The organism is Kribbella sp. NPDC058693, from assembly GCF_042715335.1.
Taxonomy (GTDB): Bacteria; Actinomycetota; Actinomycetes; order Propionibacteriales; family Kribbellaceae; genus Kribbella; species Kribbella jiaozuonensis.
In genome coordinates, this window is sequence record NZ_JBHXSQ010000002.1 from 1,002,459 (window position 1) to 1,022,130 (window position 19,672).

The window sequence follows — 19,672 nt, forward strand, 5'->3', positions numbered from 1 at the left end:
CGCTTGGTTTAACTTATCCGCGCAGCTGCTCTCTCCTGTGTACTCCGGTCCGCCACCTGGAGGTTTCCACATGCCCAGACGCCTGCTTGCGCGGGTACTTCCTGCTGTTCTGCTGGCGAGCGTGATCGCCGTACCAACAGCGCACGCCGCCACCATGTATCCCAGCGGGGTCGGCACCGATCTCGGTCCGACCCCGACCACCCTCGGCGTACAGCCCGCCGCCGGCGACGACCCGGCCGGGCTCCGCACCGGCACCGAACAGGGCCGCACCTACTGGCAGACGAACCAGGCGGCCGGCACCGGCTACCTCGAGTTCGACGTCGACCACGACTACGTGGACGAGATCGGCACCGACGATGTCCTGGTGACAGTGACCTATCTCGACAGCGGCTCCGGCACGCTCGACCTGCAGTACGACGCCAAGACCAACCCGCAGCAGGACGCCACGGATATCCAGCTGACCAACACCGGCACTTGGAAGACCGGCGTCTTCTCGCTCACTGACATCGGATTCACGAACCGCCTCGGCGACGCCGACGTCCGCGTCTTCGGAGCCGGCGCCGACATCACGATCGCGAGCCTGCGGATCAGTACGGCGGGTGCATCGGTCCAGCTCGGCGCGACGCCCGTGCAGAACGGCATCAGCCCGCGCGCCGGCGACGACGCGTCGCACCTGATCACCGGCGTACAGGACGGTCGCGCGTACTGGCAGACCGACCACACCGCGCCGTCGCCGGGGACGAACTTCTTCTACATGAACGTCGCCGACACCTACCTGTACGACAACCACAGCCTGGCGCTGGTCAGCATCGACTACTTCGACGAGGGCAACGGCCAGTTCGGGCTGCACTACGACTCCCCCGGCGAAACGATCCCGGAGAAGTTCAAGAACTCCGAGGTCGTCCGCTACGGCGACACCAAGACCTGGAAGACGTACACGTTCGCGCTGCCCGACGCGGTGATGACGAACCGCTCGAACGGCGGCGACTTCCGCATCCACAACGGCGACGGATCGGTCGACCTCAAGGTCGCCGCGGTCCGCGTCGCCAAGGTCGCGACCACGCTCGACGTCACCGAAGGCCTCGTCGACCTGATCGGTCAGGCGACGCGTGCCCAGAAGGCGGCCCGCGAAGGTACCCGCGACGGCCAGTACCCGGTCGGCAGCCGCGCCGCCCTGCAGTCTGCGATCGACGACGCTCAGGCGGTCGCATCCACTCCGGGCGTCACCGACGTACAGGTGAAGGCCGCGCTCACGACTCTGCAGGCCAAGCTCGACGCCTTCACCGCGTCGATCGTCGACACCAACTTCGCCCCGAGCGGTACGGCGACGGCCAGCAACGGACCGGCCGCAACCGTCAACGACCGGGACGACAGCACGTCCTGGACCGGCGGCGCCGACTCGTGGCTGCAAATCGATCTGGGCAAGCCGCGGCCGGTGAACGACGTACGCGTCGAATGGGCCGAGGCCTACTCCCCCGACTACACCGTCCAGGTCTCGAACGACGGCAAGAAGTTCACCAGCGTCGGCCGGATCGGATCACCGGGCGGCAACCAGATCAGCCGGACCCGGTTCGCGACCACGAGCGCCCGCTACGTCCGCGTCGCGATGACCGGCGCCGACTCGTTCATCGTCAAGGAACTCCAGCTCCGGCTCACGCCGGTCGTCACCCCGAAGCCGAAGCTGGTGCAGACCAGCAACCCGACCGAGGACGGCGTCGTCGCCGACTTCGACGCAACGCAGTACGGCGCCGACCGCACCGGCCGGCGTGACTCGACCAAGGCCATCCAGCAAGCGATCTACGCCTGCCAGGACGCGGGCGGCGGCACGGTCTGGCTGCCGGCCGGTCAGTACAAGGTGACCGACACGATCGAGGTGCACGCGTTCTGCAGCCTCCGCGGTGACCACGGCCAGAAGCTCGGCACGGGCACCGTGATAATCGCCGACCTCCCGTCCGGCGACGACGGCCCGAGCCTGTTCCGGATCGGCGGCAGCGCGGGCGTCCTCGGCGTCACGACGTACTACCCGAACCAGAGCGCGACCAAGCCGGTCCCGTACGGCTACACGTTCGAGATCCCCGGCGGCGCCTGGATCGGTAACGAGAACTACATGATGTCGACGGTCTCCGACGTCACCATGCTCAACTCGTACCGCGGGATCGGTGTCAGCACGATGCCGAACGACCACGGCAACGCACCGAGCTCGGGCCAGGTGCACGAGTCGACGACGATCCGCAACGTCACCGGTACGGCGCTGTTCGAGGGCGCCCGGGCCTATAACGGCGCCGACGTCGGCACCTGGGAGAACGTTGCCTTCAGCAACTCGTACTGGGCATCGGCGCCCAAGACCTTCAACCCGCCGGCGCGGCAGGCGCTCGACACCTGGACCCGGGCGCACGGCACCGGTCTCGTGCTCGGCGACCTCGAGTGGGACCAGTTCTACCGGATCAGCGTCAGCGACTACCTGGTCGGGATCCACGTGGTCGCGGGTCAGCGGGCACAGTTCACCGGCAGCTTCCTCCAGCCCGACGTACGCCGGACCGGGACCGGGCTGCTCGTCGACGTGATGGACGACCGGTGGGGCCTGACCCTGGCCGGTGGTCACGTCGACGGCGGGATCACCAACAACTCGGCCGGCTACGTGAAGATCACCGGTACCGAGGTCAGCGGTGCGGTCTCCGGGATCGTCCACCGGATGTCCGGCACGGCACCGACGTACGACCAGAAGCCGCTGCCCAAGCCGGTGCAGCACCTATACGTCGTGGACGCGCCGCACGGGGTCGGCTACCTTCCTGCGGCCGACGCGACGCGGGATGTCCAGAAGGTGCTCGATCGCGCCGGCCGTGACGGCGGCGGCATCGTGTATCTGCCGGCCGGGTGGTACCGGATCAGCACGCACCTGTCGGTTCCGGCGAAGGTCGAGCTGCGCGGCGCGTCCGCCGTACCGAACCGGGATCAGGGTGGTGCGAGCGGCGGGACCGTGCTGCAGGCGTTCGAGCGGAACACCGATTCCGCGCTGATCACGCTCAAGAGCAAGGCAGGTGTGCGCGGGCTGCGGGTCTTCTACCCGGAGAACAACCCGGGCAAGGCCGAGGGCGTCGTGCCCTATCCGTACGCGATCCGCGGTACGGCCGGCGGGAACTACGTGATCAACGCCGGCTTCCCGAACGCGTGGAACGGGATCGACCTCAGCGGCGACAACGTCGTCGTACGGAAGGTCGCGGGCGCGTTCTTCGACCACGCGATCTCGATCGGGGCGGGTAAGAACGGCCGGGTCGAGGGCGTGCTGTCGAACGGGAACGCGGTCACCCGGGTCGGGTACCAGGTGCCGTACTGGATGAACGAGGGCAGCATCTTCGAGCTCGTCATCGACAAGTACATGCGCAAGACGGCCAAGATCGTCACCGTGGACGGCGCGCGGGGGCTGACGCTGCTCGATGTGTTCGCGTACGGGTTCCACGACGGGCTGGTGGTGAACTCGGGCCAGGTCGACGCGTTCAACCTCGGCACCGACAACCTCGGGGCCGACGGCCACACGATCCAGGTGGTCAGCGGCGACGTCGAGGCGACCAACCTGGCCCGCTACAACGGCGCTACGCTCAGCGGTACGGCGACCTTGCACAACGTGATGGTGATCAACGTCGTCCAGCGCAGCGTCTCGGTCCAGGCCAACGGGAGTGGCACGGTGAAGATCGCCGGGAACGAGTCCGAGCCCGGGAAGTACGAGGTCGGCGCGCAGGTGACCGTGACTGCGACGCCATCATCGGATAGCGTTTTCCAGAGTTGGACCGTGAACGGGACCGTGGTGTCGACAACGCCGTCGTACACCTTCACCGTCAGCACGGACCAGGTTCTGACCGCGAACTTCCAGTAGGAGCGAGATGGCTGACACACAGCAGCAAGTCGCGATCGTGGGCTGCGGCATCATCGGCAAGCGCCACGCGGCGACCATCGCGGAACGGCCGGACGCGATCGTCACCGCGCTTGTCGACCCGGACGCCGCCGCCCGGGAGGCAGTGCTGGCACAGCTGACCGCGGCCGGTCAGCCGGAGCCGAAGCAGTACGACGACCTGACCGCGGCGCTGAGTGGGTCGGACATCTCGCTCGTCGCGGTCTGTACGCCGAGCGGTACGCACGCGGAGCTGGCCGAGGAGGCGCTGAAGGAACGGAAGCACGTTGTCGTCGAGAAGCCGATCGACGTCGACCTCGGGCGGGCGCGTCGCCTCGGTGCGGCGGCTGCCCGAGCCGCTGGGCAGGGTGTGCAGCTGTCGGTGATCAGTCAGCATCGGTTCGACGCCGGCAGCGCGGTGATCAAGGAGGCGATCGACGCCGGGCGGTTCGGGCAGCTGACGTCCTGCGTCGCGACGGTCGCCTGGTGGCGGAGCGACGAGTACTACGCGTCGGCCGGCTGGCGCGGGACGTGGGCGCAGGACGGCGGTGGCGCGCTGATGAACCAGGGCGTGCACACCGCCGACCTGATGCTGTGGTTCATGGGCCGCCCGGTCAACATCCAGGCGCAGGCGCTGCGGGCGGCACACCACGCGATCGAGGTCGAGGACACGGTGGTCGCGACGATCACGTTCGAGAACGGCGCGGTCGGCACGCTGCACGCGACGACCGCGGCGTACCCGGGTGGGCGGACGCGGGTGTCGGTCCACGGCACCGAGGGTGGTGCTGAGGTGGAAGATGATCGCCTGAGCCGGCTGAACGTCGACGGCTCGAAGGACGAGGCTTCGGTCGACGTGGGCGAGCCGGGTGAGCACAAGGCGCAGTACGACAACATCCTGACGGCAATCGCCGCAGGCAACCCACCCGCCATCACCGTCCAGGACGGCATCAACGCCCTGGCCCTGGTGAGGGCGGTCTACATAGCCTCCACCCTCCAACGCCCCGTAAAATTCGAAGACGTCCTCGAAGGCAAGTACGACGACGTAGACGTCTCCCGAGGAATCGGCCTCCCACCCAACTGAGACCAGGACGAGCCCGGCGTCGCGACTAGGCGCCGGGCTCGCGGTTGTTGAGGGTTCGTTGGTAGAGGTTGCAGTCTTGCCAGGTGCCGGCGATGTAGAGGTAGGTGGGGGCGAAGCCGATTTGTTCGAAGCCGGCGCGTTGGAGGACGCGTTGGGAGGCGAGGTTGTGTTTGAGGGTGCTGGCTTCGATTCGGTGGAGTTTGTAGTGGGTGTCGGCTAGCTCGGCGACTGCCTCGACAGCGAGTGTGGCGAGGCCGCGACCAGTAACGTCCCCGGCCAGCCAGTAGCCGAGGCTTGCGCTGCGGAACGGGCCGGCGACGACGTCCTGCAGCGTGAAGGCGCCGATGACGCGGTCAGCCTCGACCAGGACCCACGGCACGACGTGCCCGTTCTTGTAGCGCTCGAGCGTGCTCGTCAGCCGCTCCCGCTGACCGGCAACCGTGAACCAGCTCTCCGGTCGCGCCGGCTCCCACGGCGACAAATGGTCCCACGACCGGGTGTACGCATCCGCCAACGCGGCAGCGTCGTCGAGAGTGGCAATCCGGAGTTGTACGTCGGAAGTCAGCGAGCGGGCCTCAGTCACTTCGGCAGCCTACGTGCCTGGCTGGAGCCCGACACGCGAGGGGTGAACGCATCATGGAAGATCGTCGACGCCGCCCCGACCGCAGCCGCGTCGGTCTGCAACATCGACTCCTCGACGGCAACCGGCCGCGTCTCCCGAGCCACCGGATGCGCGTTCACCGCACGCCCGATCTCGGTCAGGAAGATCTCCGAGATCTCCTTCATGTACGCCGGTCCGCCCAGCACCACGAGATCGATGTCGAGCAGATCCACCAACCCAACAGCGCCCTGCCCGACCACCCGCGCCACCTGCGTGACCGCCTTCACCGCGGCCGCATCACCATCCGCGGCCGCCTTGCACACCGCCTTGTACCGCTTCGCCTCATCGGTCGCACCCGGATCGGTCTCGACGTACCCGAACTCCGCAGCAATCACCGGCAACGACGCCGTCGGGTTGCACTCGGGCACCATCCGCGGCCCGTCCACCGGGTCCCACTCCCCCATCCGCAGCGCCGCGATCTGCCCGAACTCGCCCGCGTTCGCCGAACCACCGCGGTAGATCGACCCGTTCAGGATCAACCCGCTGCCGACGCCCGTACCGAGGTACAGGTACGCGAAGTCCCGCGCCCGCGCCGACCGCCCGATCCAGCGCTCGCCGATCGCGGCCGCCGTACCGTCCTTCTCCACGAGCACCGGATGGTTCAGCCGCCCCTGCAGCAGCTTCCGGATCTGCAGCCCACGCCAGGCCGGCTGCAGCGGTAGCGCGAGCAGCGATCCGTCCGTGTCGATCGGCCCGGGTACGGCGACGCCGACGCCGAGCATCGAGGCGGGATCGACCTGGCTGATGCTCAACGCCGCGGTCACCGTCGCCGCGGTCAGGTCGATCAACTTGCCCGCCTCGAGACCGTCGGCGAGATCGACCGTCTCGCGCCGCACGATCGTCCCGTCCAGGTCCACAACCGCGACGGTCAGCAACTCCGGGTCGATGTGGATACCCACCGCATGAGCCGCGTTCGACCGCATCCGCACCGGGGTGCGCGGCTTCCCAAGCCGTTCGGCGCGCTCCTGCGCCTCCTCCACCAGCAGACCTTGCTGGAGGAGGATGCGCAGGATCCGCGACACCGACTGCTGGGTGAGACCGGTCCGGCGGGAGATCTCGGTCCGGCTGATGATGCCGGCCAGCCGGATCGTCTCGATGATCACGGCCTCGTTGAACGAGCCCAGGTCGTACTGGTTCGCGCCTGCCTGGCGCAGCTCCGTCAGGTCGTTCATCTCCACCTCCCCGTCTCACCTCGAGTAGCCGCGATCGTACTGCCCACTGTCCGTCTTTACGGTGCTTCGAGCGCTCCGTCGATGCGTCGTACGCCGGCTGCCCACTCGTCGTGCCCGGACAGTTGCGCGGGATAACGAGCCGCCGCCTCCAGATCGACGTCGATACCCCAGCCCGGCGCCTCGTTCGGGCGCAGCCAGCCGTCCTCGATCCGCAGCGTCCCGGGGAACACCTCGTGCACGGCGTCGTCGTAGATGTGGCCCTCTTGGATGCCGAAGGCAACCGAACTCACGTCGAGCGCGACGTTCGCCGCGGCCCCGATCGGCGAGGTGTCACCCGGCCCGTGCCAGGCCGTCCGTACGCCGGAGATCTCGGCCAGATCCGCCAGCTTGCGGGCCGGGGTCAGACCGCCGATGTCCGAAACATGCGATCGAATGAAGTCGACTCCGCCGTCCCGGATCAGCCGGACTGCGTCGCCGAACGACGTCGTCAGCTCACCGACGGCCAGCGGCACCGGCGACGCCGCCCGCACCTCGGGCAGCCGGTCCCACAGCTCCGGCGCCAGCACGTCCTCGAGGAAGAACAACCGGTGCGGCTCCAGCGCACGAGCCAGCAGCACCGCTTCCTTCGGAGTCAGCCGCGAGTGGACGTCGTGCAGTAGCTCGATGTTGTCCGGCAGCGCGTGCCGAGCCTCGGCGAACAGCTCCGGCGTCGTCCGCAGGTAGTCCCGCGCCGACCAGCCGTTGTGGTACGGCGAGTCCGGGTACAGCGTGGGCACGCGCGGAGCGCCGTACCCGCCGCCGCCCGGTGTGGACATCTGCAGCCGGATGTGGCGCCAGCCCTGCGCGATCAGCTTCTGGGCGTGGTCGATCGTTTCCTCGATCGTCTTGCCGCTGGCGTGGATGTACGTGTCGGCCGCGGCGCGGACCTTGCCGCCGAGCAGCTCGTACACCGGCATCCCGGCGCGCTTGCCGGCGATGTCCCACAGCGCCTGGTCGATACCGGAGATCGCGTTGTTGGTGACGGGTCCGCCGCGCCAGTAACCGGAGTACCCGGCCAGTCGGGTCAGGTCGCCGATGTCACCTGGGTAGCGGCCGACGAGCAGCCGGGCCAGGTGCTCGTCGACGAACGTCTGCACCGCCTTCCACCGCTGGGTGAACGTGGCGCAGCCCAGCCCGTACAGGCCGGGTTCGGTGGTGTCGATCTTCACGACCACCAGCGGGATGCCTTGCGGCGCCGTGACGATCGCCTTCACCTCGCGGATCCGGATGTCGTCGCGGACGGGCCACGGTTGGTCGAAGTTCGAGGGCATTCAGAGCTCCAGAGGGAGAGTCGGTAGGTCGAGTTCGTGCTTGGCCCGGAAGCCGAGCACGGTCCGGATGGCGGTCAGGTCGAGCGGCACCTCGCGGCCGATGAACCGCCGCGACCGCGGCACCTCCGGCGCGAACGCGTCGAGCAGGTCCTCGGTCTCGTACGGCGCGATGGTGGTGTCCGCGGCGACGAAGAACGTGTGCGCCCCGGACAACGACGCGGTCAGCCCGAGCTCCACGGCGTACGCCGAGTCCCGGGTGTCGAGGTAGCTCCACGCCTCCCGTAGTCCGCCGGCGGGCTTCACCCGAGCATTCTCCGCCATCCGCTCGAGTACGTCCGGTGAGTTCACATGCGGGAACCGGAAGGAGACCACGTCGATCCCCCACCGGCGCCAGGCCATCCGCGCGGTGTTCTCGTCGTTCTGCTTGGACAGCGAGTACCAGTCGCCGACATCGGTCGGCGCCTTCTCGTCCCAGGGGAAGTACGGCTGGCGGATCTCGTGCGGGTTGAACGGAACGCCGGTCGCGTTGATGCTGCTCGCGATCACCGCCCGGTCGATGCCGAGGGCACCGGCCTGCGCGAGCACGTTGAACGTCGACACCACGTTGATCGAGTACACGTCGTACGGCGTACCGGCCGACGGGTGGGCGAGCGCCGCCAGGTGGACGACGTACTCCGCGCCCTCCAGCGCACGGGCCACGTCGGTCTCCGAGCGGGTGTCGCCGATCAGCACCCGGTCCGCCTTCAGGTCCGGGTGCTCGACGTTCGACAGGGCGGTCACCTTCGCACCCAGTGCGTTCAGGTGCTCGACCGTGACCATCCCGATCCGGCCGGCGGCCCCCGTGACCAGCACGCGCCGGCCGTTCAGTTCATTCACTCTGGCCTCACTCTTTGATTCCTCCCGCCATCCCCACGCCGCGCAGGAACTGTTTCTGGAACAACAAGAACAACACCACAGGTATCAGAACCGCGAGGAACAGGGCGCTCATCTGCAGCGAGATCTCCGTGGTCTTCTGTACCCGCGGGAGGGCGACCGAGATCGGCTGCAGTGTCGGGTCCGGCAGTACGAGCAGCGGCCAGAGGTAGTCCTTCCAGGACCCGATCACCGTGAGCAGTGCGACGACTCCGACGATCGGCTTCGACAGCGGCAGGATCAGCGCGGTGAACAGCCGCAGATTGCTCGCGCCGTCGATCCGGGCGGCCTCGATCAGCTCGCGCGGGATCGAGTCGAAGTACCGCTTCATCACCAGCACGTTGAACGCGCCGGCCGCCGACGGCAGCCAGACCGCCCAGAACGTGTTCTGCAGGCTGATCCCGAGCAGCGGCATCTTCAGGACCGTCATGTAGAGCGGGACCAGCGAGATGACACCGGGCAGGAACAGCGTCGCGAGTACGGCGCCGGTGATGATCGGGCCCCATTTCGGCCGCAGGATGCTGAGCACGAAGGCACCCGTCGTACACACGAACAGCGTCGAGATCATCGAGCCGATCGCGATGAACGCGGTGTTGCCGAGGTACGCGCCGATCTGGACCCGGTTCCAGGCGTCGGGGATGTTCTTCAGCTGGATCCCTGACGGCCACATCTGCATCGGGCCGCTCAGGATGTCCTGGCTGGTCGAGACACCGGACTTGAGCAGCCAGAGCAGCGGCCCGACACCGGCGACCGCGACCGCGATGAAGATCAGCACCTGGATCGCCGGCAGGCCGTAGCGGATCACACCGCGCTGCCGGTCGGCTGTGGAGATGATTCCGCGTTCCGTTGTGCTCATGTCGTACTCCAGCGGCGAGTGACGAAGTGGTAGACGACCGACAGTGCGCACAGGACCCCGGCGAGCAGGACGCTGAGCGCGGTCGCGGCGCCGAAGTCTCCGTTGACGAACGCGTACCGGTAGATCAGCAGCAGGACCGTCATCGTGGCGTTGTTCGGCCCGCCGCCGGTGAACAGGAACGGCTCGGTGAACACCTGGAACGTCCCGATCAGCTGCAGCAGCATCATGATCAGGATGATTCCGCGGATCTGCGGCAGCGTGACGTGCCAGACCCGGCTCCAGATCCCCGCCCCGTCCAGCTCGGCCGCCTCGTACAACTCCGTGCGTACGCCGGTCAGCGCCGCCAGGTAGATGATCGAGGTGGCACCCGCGCCGGCCCAGGTCGCCTCCAGCACGATGGCCGGCATCGCCAGGGTCTGCGAGTTCAGCCAGGCGAACGGGCCGATCCCGAACCAGCCGAGGATCGAGTTGAAGACGCCCGCACCGCTCGGGTCGTAGAAGAACGTCCACAACAGGATCGCGGCCACCGGCGGTACGACCGCCGGCAGGTACGAGAGCACGTTGTACAGCCAGCCGGTCTTGCGCAGCTCGCTGATGAACACGGCCAGGAACAACGGCACGGGGAAGCCGAAGATCAGCGCCAGGAAGGCGAAGTACAGCGTGTTGAGCGCCGCCTGCGGGAGCTGCGGATCGGTCAGCACGTAGCTGAAGTTCGACCAGCCGACCCATTCGGCCGGCGTGACCAGGTTGTTCTTCTGGAAGCTGAGCACCAGTCCGCGGATGATCGGGCCCCAGGAGAAGTACAGGAAGATCAGGACCAGGGGCAGCGCGAAGAAGATGCTGCTGAGCCCGCCGGAGCGGTACCAGGTGGCAACGCTCCGGCTCGACTTCTGGGTTCTTTGCTGGAACATGTGGCTACCGCGCGAGGCGTGCGTCGATCTTCGAGGCGGTGTCGCTGAGTAGCTTGTCGATGTCCGCGTCCTTCTTGGTCAGCACCTGCTGGACGACCGGGTCGAGCAGCGAGTAGACCTCCTGGCCCTTGTTCGACGGCTCGGGCAGCAGCTTCAGCGACGTGGTCGAGTCGATGTAGCCCTGGAACTGCTTGACCGGGACGTTCACGTACGGCTCACGCCACTTGTTGAACTGGTCGTACGTCGCCTGGCTCAGCGGGCTGATACCCGGGCGGCCGACGAAGCCCTTGTCGGCGATCGAATTCTTCGCGTCCTGGACCGCGACCGACTCGGTCGTGTACTTGTCGAACTGGTCGAACTTGATCCACTTCAGCGCTGCGACGATCTCGTTCTTGGTCGCCTTCGGGCTGATCATCTTCAGCGAGCCGCCGGTCAGCGTGCCGTACGGGCCGCCGTCCTGCGGCAGGGCGCCCTCACCGAAGTCGGCGGGCTTCATGCCGAACTGCTTCACGCTCATGTCGTAGGCGTCCGGCGCCTGCAGGACCATGCCGATCTTGCCGGCCGCGAAGTCCTGGCGGACCTCCTCCTGGTTGTACAGGAAGCGGCTGCCCATCGAGTTGTCGGTCCAGCGCATGTCCTTCAGCAGCTGCAGCGCCTTCTTGGTCGGCGCGTCGTTGAACGTGCTCTTCTTGCCGTCCGCGCTCTCGACCGTGCCGCCCATGCTGTAGGTCATCGTGGTCAGCATCCAGCCACCGGTGTTGTTGGTGGTGAGCTGCGAGTACCCGGCCTTGCCCGTCTTGTCGTGGATCTGCTTGGCGTACTGACGGACCTCGTCCCAGGTCGTCGGCGGCTTGTCCGGGTCCAGTCCGGCCTGCGTGAACAGCTTGCGGTTGTAGGCGATGCCGACCGAGAACACGTCGATCGGTACGCCGTAGATCCGGCCGTTCGCGTCCTGGACGATCTTCAGGACGTTCGGGTTCAGGTCCTTGGTCAGGTCGACCAGCTTCAGCTCGTCGGTGATGTCCGGCAGTTGCTTGTTCGGGATCATGTTGGCCGGCTCGGTGAAGCTGATGTTCATCACCGTCGGCAGCGTGCCGCCGGCCACCTGCGCCTGGAAGGTCTGCGCCTGCCAGCTGGTCTCGGTCGACTTCACCGTGATGTTCGGGTTCTTCGCGGTGAAGTCTTTGATCTTCTGGTTGAACGCCTTGAGGTCGTTCGGCTTGTCAGGGGTCGGGCGGTCGCCGATCGTGATGGTCACCGGCGCGCTCTGGTCGATGTCGCCGCCCGCGCCGCCGGACGACGACGGCGTCGTGCCCTTCGCGCAACCGGCGGCGAGCATCAGCCCAGCCACACCCAGGGCAGTCCCATACCGGCCCCACCTGCTCATTCTCGTCATCGGAACTCCTCAGGTTTCCGGATGCCGCCGATGTGCTCTGAGCCACACACCGGCCAGGTCCCGAGTAAGTTAAACCAAGCGTGTTACTAACTCAAGACCTTGACAGCCCTCCATGCGATAACGCTTGCGCAACATGTCGAAGCGTGACCGGACGCTCCGACGTACCCAGGACGAAGGAGGAACACATGTCGAACCAGATCGTGCACTTCGAGATCATCGGTACCGCCCCCTCGCGTCTGCGGGAGTACTACGCGGAGCTCTTCGGCTGGAGCTATGCGGTCGGCGACACCGTCTCCGAGCAGGTGTCGGAGGCCGGCGAGTACGGGTTTGTGGAGTCATCCGTCGCCGGGCTGAACGGAGGAGTCGGTGGTGGGTCGTCGCTGCAGGCGAAGGTGTTGTTCTATGTCGGCGTAGACGATGTGGGGCGAGCCCTGGAGCAGGCTGAGGCGCTCGGTGGGCGGCGCGTGTTCGGGCCGGACGGCGTGCCCGGGAAGCTTGTCGTCGGGCAGTTCACCGACCCGGAGGGCAACCTGATCGGGCTCGCCGGGCCGGCTTAGCTTGAGACTTAGCCGAAGCCGCGGATGCGGAACTGCATGACGTGGTAGGGCCAGCCGTTGGCGGTGTTCCATTGGCTGACTGAGAGGTGCAGGTCGGACAGGGTGGATCCGGGGATGACGTAGCCGCCGTACAGCTGGGCGACGTGGTTGTCGTCCTCGGAGCCCCAGTTGCCGCCGTAGATGAGGGTCTGGCGGTACGCCGTGTACAGGTTCGACGTCGGCGTATCCATGATGATGCCGTCGATGCGGTAGTCGCCCGCGTTGAACCAGGTCAGGACCCATTTGCCGCCCAGCGGGCGCAGGCTCATCTCGCCGAAGCTCCCGGTCAGGATCGGCGTCGCCGGGTTGCCCCACGCCCAAACCCCGTCGCGGTAGCCCCACGGCTCGTACGCCGCCGGGTTCGCGATCTGGTCGGAGCGGACGCGCTTGAGGATGATCGGCTTGTCGCGCTGGAAACCGGTCGAGTAGACGTACACGTACCCGTCGTTCCCAAGCCCCCACGTCAGCAACTGGAACAGCCCGCCGTCGATGTTCGGGTCGAACTTCGCGCCGGTGTGGTACCAGCTCGCGCCGGAGTTGTCCGACCGCCAGATCTCCGTCCACACGACGTTGCCGAGGCCCTTGTTCACCATCGCGTGCAGGTACATCGACCCGCCGATCGTGATCACGTCCGACGGCAGCACGGTCGAGAACGTCGGGTTGTCGTGCGGGTAGTCCCACAACTGCTGCGCCGCGTCTCCCCCGACCGCGCCCGACCACTTCACGCCGCTGTTCAGATCCGTCGTCGTCGACCACAACGCGACCGGCGACCGCCACCATCCCCCGCCGACAGCCGGCTGCTCGAACGTGTCCCCGAACATGAACAGCAGCCGCCCGTCCGGCGTACGCGCTGGAATTCCGAGGTCGGTTGCCGCCATCCGGAACCGTTCGGTCAGACCCGGGCCGGTCAGGTCGGCCACCTTGTTCGTCAGCACAGCTTGGGTGCCGGCGAGAGCTCTGGACGGTACGGCGGCGAGTAGGCCGGCGCCGAGCGCGCCGCGCAGGAACGTGGATCGCTTCATCATCGAATGCCTCCCAGGGGCGGGCGGGAAATCGATTTCTGACTCTCCTGCAGCTGCGCGTCTATGTCAAGGGTTGACCAACACCGACGCCAGCTGGGTGAACTGCTTCCGCTGGGTCGCGTTCAAGGCCTTGGTCAGTTCCGTGATGCGGCGGGTGATCTGCATTTCCCCGTCCTCGGCGAGACGCCGGCCGGCCGGAGTGAGGGCGACGAGTACGCCGCGACCGTCGTGCGGCGACGGCGTCCGCCGGACCAGGCCGCGTTTCTCCGCACGCGAGACCAGGCCGGTGATCGAGGACTTGTCGAGGCCGAGATGCTGGCCGAGCTCGAGCATGCCGGGCTGCCGGTCGCGGAGGATCCCGAGCAGCCGGATCTGGATGATCGACAGGTCATGCTCGGCGCCGACCGCGGCCAGGATGCGCTGGACCTGGAACGACAGCTGCACGAGGGCGTCCACGGTGTTCATGCCCCGGAGTCTAGTTGACGTGGTACGTGGCACAAACTATCGTCGCACAGTAGTACGCGAGACAAACTACTTGGTGAGGTGCCTGATGTACGCAGCCGTGGTCCGGTCGTTCGACGAACCCCCGACGTACGACGTAATCCCGGAGCCGACCGGCTCCGAGGTCGTGGAGGTCGTTGCCGCGGGCCTGCATCCGCGGGTCCGGTCGGCGGCGAACGGGACGCACTACACGTCCGAAGGCTCCCTGCCGATGGTCCCCGGTATCGACGGAGTCGCCCGGTCGGCCGAGGGTGAGTTGTTGTACTTCGTTGCCGAAGACAACGCGATCGGAACGATGGCGGAGCGGGCGGCCGTCGATCGCCGGCGAGCCGTCGTACTGTCTGAGGGCACGGATCCGGTGGCGGTCGCGGCCGGGATGAATCCGGCGATGTCGTCGTGGATCGCGCTCCGGCGGCGGGCGAACTTCCACGGCGGATCGGTGTTGGTCCTCGGCGCGACCGGGAACGCGGGACAGCTCGCGGTACAGATCGCCAAGCACCTCGGCGCGTCGAAGGTGGTCGGCGCGGGGCGTGATCCTGAGCGGCTGAAGCTGCTCACGAGTCTGGGCGCAGATGAAACGGTCGGCCTCGATGCTGTGGGCGCGGTCGCTGCAGACGTCGACGTGGTGCTCGATTATCTGTGGGGTGAGCCGACGGGGCAGGCGATGTCCGCGATCCTGCACGCGCGCTCCGACCGGGCGCGTCCGCTGACCTGGATCCAGATCGGCTCGATGGCCGCGCGCGAGCTGACGCTGCCCTCGTACCTGCTGCGGGCGGCCGCGCTGACGATCATAGGCAGCGGCCAGGGCTCGGTCTCCGGCCGCGACATCCTCGCCGAGCTGCCCGAGTTGGCTGCGCTGATCACGTCAGGCGAGCTGGCGGTGAACGCGCGGCCGGTCCCACTGGCAGAGGTCGGCAAGGCGTGGGCCGAGCCGGCCGCCCCCGGCGAACGCGTCGTGCTAGTCCCCTGATCCCGTAGCTACCGGGCGGGTGGGGTCGGTGATCCAGTCGGACCAGCTGCCGATGTAGACGGTTGCTGGGAGGCCGGCTGTTTCCAGTGCGAGGGCTTCGTGGGTGGCGGTCACGCCGGAGCCGCAGTAGACGGCGGTGTCGCCGTCCGGTGCGACGCCCAGGTTCTCGAAGCGGGTGCGGAGGTCGGCGGCGGGGAGGAAGCGGCCGGACCCGTCGACGTTCGCGGTCGTCGGGGCGTTGGTGGCGCCGGGGATGTGGCCGGCTACCGGGTCCATGGGTTCTACGTCGCCGGCGAAGCGTTCGGGAGCGCGGGCGTCCAGCAGGATGCCCTTCGCGGCGACCTCGGCCGCGCCCTCGGCGTCGAGGACGGGCAGATGGCCGGGCGTGGCCGCAAACGCGGTGGCCCCGCCGGTCGCGCTGTCGCCGGTCGTGCCACCGGTCGCGTCGCTGGTCGCGGCGCCGGCGGCCTCGGTGGGGGCTTCGGTGGGGGCTTCGGTGGGGGCTTCGGTGGTTACCTCTCCCCCGGCGGCCTTCCACGCGGCCAGGCCGCCGTCGAGGACGCGGACGTTGGTCAGCCCGAAGTAGCGGAAGATCCACCACGCGCGCGCAGCAGACATCGAGTTGGCCGCGTCGTACACGACGACCGGGGTGTCGGCCGACGTGATGCCGAGCCGGTGGAACGTCGCGGTGACGGTGGTTGCGTCGGGCAACGGATGGCGGCCGGGGCCGGGCGGGCCGGCGAGCTCGGTGTCGAGGTCTACGAAGTACGCGCCGGGCAGGTGACCCGCGTCGTACGCCTCCTTGCCGGGCGGACCTGCCAGGTTCCACGTCACGTCCACGAGCACGGGCGACAGCGCGCGCAGTACGTCAACGGTGATCAACGGGCTCATGAAGCGGCTCCTCCGAACGGCAGGACTTCCGGTGACAGGGTGGCCCGGGCGCGGGCCTGGGTCAGTCGGCGACGGTGATGCCGGCGGCAAAGGACCTCGTACGCGGGCTCGAGATCCCGCGTCACCATGTCACCCACCACCAACTGCTCGCCCTCGGTCACCATCTCCCCACCGATCGTACGGGCGTTGTGCGTGGCCCGTTCACCGCACCAGCACAACGCCTCGACCTGCAGCAGCTCCATCCGGTCGGCAAGCTCGACCAGCCGCGCGGACCCCGGGAACAACGTGGCCCGGAAGTCGGTGAGGATCCCGAAGCAGAACACGTCGATCTGCAGTTCGTCGACGAGCCGGGCCAGCTGCTCGATCTGCAGCGGGCTGTAGAACTGCGCCTCGTCGCACACCGCGTAGTCGATCCGGCCGCCCTGGGTGAGCTCGTTGACGACGTAGTCCCAGAAGTCGAAGTCCGGCCGTACCTCGACCGCGTCCGCGGAGAGTCCGAGCCGGGACGAGAGCACCGACTCCCCCGCGCGGTCGTGGCTGGTGAAGATCCGGCCGAGCCGTCCTCGCGCCTTGTGGTTGTGATCCATCTGGAGGGCCAGCGTCGACTTCCCGCAGTCCATGGTCCCGGTGAAATAGAGGAGCTCAGCCACGGGCGATCATCCTGCCAAGTCAGTGGCCCGCACCGCACGCCGGGGTGTGTCATCCGGGGCGGCTTTGGTTCTGAGCCTCCATGCGGTTTGAATGGATCGTGCGCAAAGCTCTGCTTCTCCTTCTCGCGACCTGTCTGACGGTCGCCACCGCCACCCTGCCGGCCGGTGCGGCGCCGGTCCGGGCCGAAGCAGGACTCCGTGCGTACTTCGTGATCACCCAGCCGAACCAGACCGGAAAGGTCACCGGAGCCGTCACCCAGAACGGCGGCACGGTCTATGCAACGTACGACGCCATCGGCGTGATCGTGGCGCATTCGACCGCTCCCGATTTCGCCACCAAGATGCGCGGCGTCGACGGTGTCCAGAAAGCTGGAGCGACCCGTACGACGGACCTCCCGGCCGATGTCGGGAACCCGGCGATCCCGTCCGCGGTCCCCGAGACCGCGACGGCCGCTCCGGAGACGGATCGCTCGGACATGACCCAGATCGGCGCCGACCGGGCCTGGCAGAAGAACCAGGGCTCGAAGAGCGTGACTGTCGCCGTACTCGACACCGGCGTGGACGACCAGCACCCGGATCTGAAGGCGAACTTCGACGCGTCGAAGTCGGCGTCCTGTGCGTACGGCAAGGTCGATACCCGGCCGGGCGCGTGGCGACCGGTCGGCGAGCACGGCACGCACGTCGCCGGGACGATCGCCGCTGCGAAGAACGGCGTCGGAATGGTCGGTGTCGCGCCCGGGGTGAAGGTGTCGTCGATCCGGGTTGCCGAGGCCGGCAAGGAGCTGTTCTTCCCGGAGGACACGGTCTGCGCGTTCATGTTCGCCGCCGACAAGGGCGTCTCGGTGACGAACAACAGCTACTACGTCGACCCGTGGCTCTACCTGTGTCCGTCGGACCAGGACCAGGACGCGATCGCCGAGGCGGTCCGGCGGGCCGTCGCGTACTCCGACAGCAAGGGCGTGGTGAACGTCGCCGCGGCCGGCAACGAGGACACCGACCTGGCGAACAAGAGCGGTGACGACTCGAGCCCGGACGACTCCACGCCCGCGCCCCGCACCGTCACGAACGACTGCCTCAGCCTGCCGACCGAGCTGCCGAGCGTGATCGTGGTCGCGGCGGTCGACCCGACCGGCCTCAAGTCCCAGTTCTCGAACTACGGGGTGAACAAGATCAACCTGGCCGCGCCGGGCGAGGACGTGTACTCCACCGTGCCGGGTGGCGGGTACAAGATCCTCGAGGGTACGTCGATGGCGTCGCCGCATGTGGCCGGTGTCGCGGCCCTCCTGCGCAGCATCAATCCGAAGATGTCCGTCGCCGAGGTGCGAGCCAGACTTGCCCAGCAGGCCAACGACGTCGCCTGCCCGCCCGGCGCGACCGGTGAATGCGTCGGTCCATCAGCCAACAACTCCTTCTACGGCGAGGGTCTCGTCGACGCCGCCGAGGCGGTCGGCGCCGCGAGCGCACAACCACAGGGCGCGCTCGCGATCACCGAACCCGCCGAGCAGATCGGTGTTGGCGGCATCCCCGCGGTCCCGCTGCTGATGAAGGGCACCGGCGGCTCGGGCGATATCAGCTACTCGGCCGCCGGCCTTCCGCCCGGCCTGTCCATCGACACCGAACGCGGCTGGATCACCGGCGTACTCACTCCCGGCTCGGGCCGCTACAAGGTGACCGTCGTCGCCCGCGACGGCGACGCCAAGACCGCGCGGACCACCTTCTATTGGGACGTCTGGAGCTTCTAGCTCCCGGCGTCGACGAGGAGCGGGATCTCCATCTCGTCGGCGGTCAGCGAGCCGTGCAGGCCGATCAGGTTCGCCTCTTGGGCGTGCCGACGCGATGCGACGAGCGCTACCGGACCCAACGACGCGACGATGACATCGCCGAGGCGCGGGGCAACCCGATCTTCGACCGGGCCGAACCACCCGCGGGCGATCGCATCCGCCCGCGAGAGCACGAGCGCCTTGTCGCCCAGCCGTTCGCTGTAGGTCGCGAGCACGTCGAGCTCGGCGCCCGGAACGCAGTACAGGTGGCGGAAGCGGGACTCACCACCGACGACGCGTACGCCGTCGGTCAGCGCCGGCTCGAGGTCGATGTCCACGCGCTGCTCGGGCGCGATGTCGATCATGCCGTGGTCGGCGACGACGAGCAGTACAGCGTCACGTGGCAACGCGGAGCGGACCTGCAAGGCGAAGTCGTCGGCCGCAGCCAGCTCCTTCTGCCATTGCCACGAGTCGCAGCCCTGCTGGTGGCCGATGTAGTCGAGCTGGGAGTCGTACACGTAGACCAGCGACGACGTCCCCTCCCGGCTCGCGAACCGGGTCGCGTCCAACCGGTCCTCGACGGTGTCCGCGCCGCGGTGTGCACTCCCCCGGAACGCAGCGGCCGTCAGCCCCGACGAGTCGAAGCGCGCCTTGCTCACGTTGCGAGTCGCGACACCAGCGGCGGCTACTCGATCGAAGACCGTGCCGTGCGGCTGCCAGCGCCGTGGGTCGACCGGGGCGTCCCAGGCCAGCGCGTTCAGCAGGTCGCCGGTCTCCGGGACGATCGAGGTATAGCCGACGATCCCGTGCGCGCCGGGCGGCAACCCGGTGCCGAGGCTGGTCAGGCTCACCGCGGTCGTCGACGGCACCCCGGCCGTGAGGCTACGGCCGGCCAGCGACGACAGGTACGGCGCGGCCTCGGCGTACCGCTGGAGCAGGTTCCACCCGAGGCCGTCGAGCAGCAGTACGGCGTACCGCGGTGCGTCGGGCAGGCCGAGGACGTTCGTCTCCCCCGGCACCGACAGCGCACCGGCCACCGACGGCAGTACGTCGGCGAGCGATCCGCCGCCGTACTGCGGGGAAACCGGGACGATCAC

The 19,672-nt window shown here is 68.0% G+C and carries 17 protein-coding genes; 5 read left to right on the forward strand and 12 right to left on the reverse strand.

From position 1 onward, the window contains the following. Positions 1 to 70 precede the first annotated feature (70 nt). Together ACFWUU_RS14440 and ACFWUU_RS14445 are read left to right on the forward strand one after the other, a co-directional pair. Positions 71 to 3,871, forward strand: a complete 3,801-nt coding sequence (locus ACFWUU_RS14440; protein ID WP_380175789.1) for a discoidin domain-containing protein — start codon at positions 71 to 73, stop codon at positions 3,869 to 3,871. 7 nt (positions 3,872 to 3,878) lie between these two features. Next, a complete protein-coding gene (locus ACFWUU_RS14445) occupies positions 3,879 to 4,967 on the forward strand; it encodes a Gfo/Idh/MocA family protein (protein WP_380175791.1) in 1,089 nt (362 codons plus the stop codon). Positions 4,968 to 4,992: 25 nt separating this feature from the next. On the opposite strand, the gene ACFWUU_RS14450 is transcribed toward ACFWUU_RS14445, so the two are convergent. The 7 genes from ACFWUU_RS14450 to ACFWUU_RS14480 are packed head-to-tail and all read right to left on the reverse strand — an operon-like array spanning position 4,993 to position 12,185. Beyond that, positions 4,993 to 5,550 carry a GNAT family N-acetyltransferase gene (locus tag ACFWUU_RS14450; protein ID WP_380175793.1) on the reverse strand — a complete coding sequence of 186 codons (558 nt, stop codon included), beginning with the start codon at positions 5,548 to 5,550 and terminating at the stop codon, positions 4,993 to 4,995. Then, positions 5,547 to 6,800: an ROK family transcriptional regulator gene (locus ACFWUU_RS14455; RefSeq protein ID WP_380175795.1), complete on the reverse strand. Its 1,254-nt coding sequence runs from the start codon at positions 6,798 to 6,800 to the stop codon at positions 5,547 to 5,549. Before ACFWUU_RS14455 ends, ACFWUU_RS14450 begins: the two co-directional genes overlap by 4 nt. Positions 6,801 to 6,856: 56 nt before the next feature. Continuing rightward, positions 6,857 to 8,110 (reverse strand): enolase C-terminal domain-like protein, encoded by a 1,254-nt coding sequence (locus ACFWUU_RS14460; protein ID WP_137255317.1) that lies wholly within the window; start codon positions 8,108 to 8,110, stop codon positions 6,857 to 6,859. After that, complete coding sequence (locus ACFWUU_RS14465) at positions 8,111 to 8,986, reverse strand: NAD-dependent epimerase/dehydratase family protein (protein WP_380175797.1); 876 nt, start codon at positions 8,984 to 8,986, stop codon at positions 8,111 to 8,113. It abuts the gene before it with no gap. A 7-nt stretch (positions 8,987 to 8,993) separates the two neighbouring features. After that, positions 8,994 to 9,878 (reverse strand): carbohydrate ABC transporter permease, encoded by an 885-nt coding sequence (locus ACFWUU_RS14470; RefSeq protein WP_137255316.1) that lies wholly within the window; start codon positions 9,876 to 9,878, stop codon positions 8,994 to 8,996. Next, entirely contained in the window at positions 9,875 to 10,789 is a 915-nt protein-coding gene (locus ACFWUU_RS14475) for a carbohydrate ABC transporter permease (RefSeq protein ID WP_137255315.1), read from the reverse strand. The genes ACFWUU_RS14470 and ACFWUU_RS14475 overlap by 4 nt, the downstream gene beginning before the upstream one ends. Before the next feature lie 4 nt (positions 10,790 to 10,793). Beyond that, positions 10,794 to 12,185, reverse strand: coding sequence for an ABC transporter substrate-binding protein (locus tag ACFWUU_RS14480; RefSeq protein ID WP_233714788.1), 1,392 nt, complete (start codon positions 12,183 to 12,185; stop codon positions 10,794 to 10,796). A 185-nt stretch (positions 12,186 to 12,370) separates the two neighbouring features. Between ACFWUU_RS14480 and ACFWUU_RS14485 the strand changes: the two genes are divergently transcribed. Continuing rightward, positions 12,371 to 12,742 (forward strand): VOC family protein, encoded by a 372-nt coding sequence (locus ACFWUU_RS14485; RefSeq protein WP_380175799.1) that lies wholly within the window; start codon positions 12,371 to 12,373, stop codon positions 12,740 to 12,742. 8 nt (positions 12,743 to 12,750) lie between these two features. Here ACFWUU_RS14485 and ACFWUU_RS14490 read toward each other — a convergent pair whose 3' ends face one another. Continuing rightward, entirely contained in the window at positions 12,751 to 13,806 is a 1,056-nt protein-coding gene (locus ACFWUU_RS14490) for a DUF4185 domain-containing protein (protein ID WP_380175801.1), read from the reverse strand. 63 nt (positions 13,807 to 13,869) lie between these two features. Beyond that, on the reverse strand, positions 13,870 to 14,268 hold the full coding sequence (locus ACFWUU_RS14495; RefSeq protein WP_137255314.1) for a MarR family winged helix-turn-helix transcriptional regulator: 399 nt from the start codon (positions 14,266 to 14,268) through the stop codon (positions 13,870 to 13,872). A gap of 85 nt (positions 14,269 to 14,353) precedes the next feature. Between ACFWUU_RS14495 and ACFWUU_RS14500 the strand changes: the two genes are divergently transcribed. Further along, positions 14,354 to 15,274 carry a zinc-binding dehydrogenase gene (locus ACFWUU_RS14500; protein ID WP_380175803.1) on the forward strand — a complete coding sequence of 307 codons (921 nt, stop codon included), beginning with the start codon at positions 14,354 to 14,356 and terminating at the stop codon, positions 15,272 to 15,274. Here the strand turns inward: ACFWUU_RS14500 and ACFWUU_RS14505 are convergent. Both ACFWUU_RS14505 and ACFWUU_RS14510 read right to left on the reverse strand, forming a co-directional pair. Further along, complete coding sequence (locus ACFWUU_RS14505; RefSeq protein WP_380175805.1) at positions 15,263 to 16,165, reverse strand: sulfurtransferase; 903 nt, start codon at positions 16,163 to 16,165, stop codon at positions 15,263 to 15,265. The genes ACFWUU_RS14500 and ACFWUU_RS14505 overlap by 12 nt on opposite strands. After that, a complete protein-coding gene (locus ACFWUU_RS14510) occupies positions 16,162 to 16,815 on the reverse strand; it encodes a thymidine kinase (protein ID WP_137255311.1) in 654 nt (217 codons plus the stop codon). Before ACFWUU_RS14510 ends, ACFWUU_RS14505 begins: the two co-directional genes overlap by 4 nt. An 80-nt stretch (positions 16,816 to 16,895) precedes the next feature. On the opposite strand from ACFWUU_RS14510, the gene ACFWUU_RS14515 reads away from it, so the two are divergent. Continuing rightward, positions 16,896 to 18,557 (forward strand): S8 family serine peptidase, encoded by a 1,662-nt coding sequence (locus tag ACFWUU_RS14515; protein WP_137255310.1) that lies wholly within the window; start codon positions 16,896 to 16,898, stop codon positions 18,555 to 18,557. On the opposite strand, the gene ACFWUU_RS14520 is transcribed toward ACFWUU_RS14515, so the two are convergent. Next, entirely contained in the window at positions 18,554 to 19,672 is a 1,119-nt protein-coding gene (locus ACFWUU_RS14520) for an alkaline phosphatase family protein (RefSeq protein ID WP_380175807.1), read from the reverse strand. The two genes, ACFWUU_RS14515 and ACFWUU_RS14520, sit on opposite strands and share 4 nt — an antisense overlap.

Coding starts and splice junctions, on each gene's coding strand:
- ACFWUU_RS14440 (WP_380175789.1), top strand. CDS start 71: ATGCCCAGACGCCTGCTTGCGCGGGTACTTCCTGCTGTTCTGCTGGCG.
- ACFWUU_RS14445 (WP_380175791.1), top strand. CDS start 3,879: ATGGCTGACACACAGCAGCAAGTCGCGATCGTGGGCTGCGGCATCATC.
- ACFWUU_RS14455 (WP_380175795.1), bottom strand. CDS start 6,800: ATGAACGACCTGACGGAGCTGCGCCAGGCAGGCGCGAACCAGTACGAC.
- ACFWUU_RS14460 (WP_137255317.1), bottom strand. CDS start 8,110: ATGCCCTCGAACTTCGACCAACCGTGGCCCGTCCGCGACGACATCCGG.
- ACFWUU_RS14470 (WP_137255316.1), bottom strand. CDS start 9,878: ATGAGCACAACGGAACGCGGAATCATCTCCACAGCCGACCGGCAGCGC.
- ACFWUU_RS14475 (WP_137255315.1), bottom strand. CDS start 10,789: ATGTTCCAGCAAAGAACCCAGAAGTCGAGCCGGAGCGTTGCCACCTGG.
- ACFWUU_RS14480 (WP_233714788.1), bottom strand. CDS start 12,185: ATGACGAGAATGAGCAGGTGGGGCCGGTATGGGACTGCCCTGGGTGTG.
- ACFWUU_RS14485 (WP_380175799.1), top strand. CDS start 12,371: ATGTCGAACCAGATCGTGCACTTCGAGATCATCGGTACCGCCCCCTCG.
- ACFWUU_RS14490 (WP_380175801.1), bottom strand. CDS start 13,806: ATGATGAAGCGATCCACGTTCCTGCGCGGCGCGCTCGGCGCCGGCCTA.
- ACFWUU_RS14495 (WP_137255314.1), bottom strand. CDS start 14,268: ATGAACACCGTGGACGCCCTCGTGCAGCTGTCGTTCCAGGTCCAGCGC.
- ACFWUU_RS14500 (WP_380175803.1), top strand. CDS start 14,354: ATGTACGCAGCCGTGGTCCGGTCGTTCGACGAACCCCCGACGTACGAC.
- ACFWUU_RS14505 (WP_380175805.1), bottom strand. CDS start 16,165: ATGAGCCCGTTGATCACCGTTGACGTACTGCGCGCGCTGTCGCCCGTG.
- ACFWUU_RS14515 (WP_137255310.1), top strand. CDS start 16,896: ATGCGGTTTGAATGGATCGTGCGCAAAGCTCTGCTTCTCCTTCTCGCG.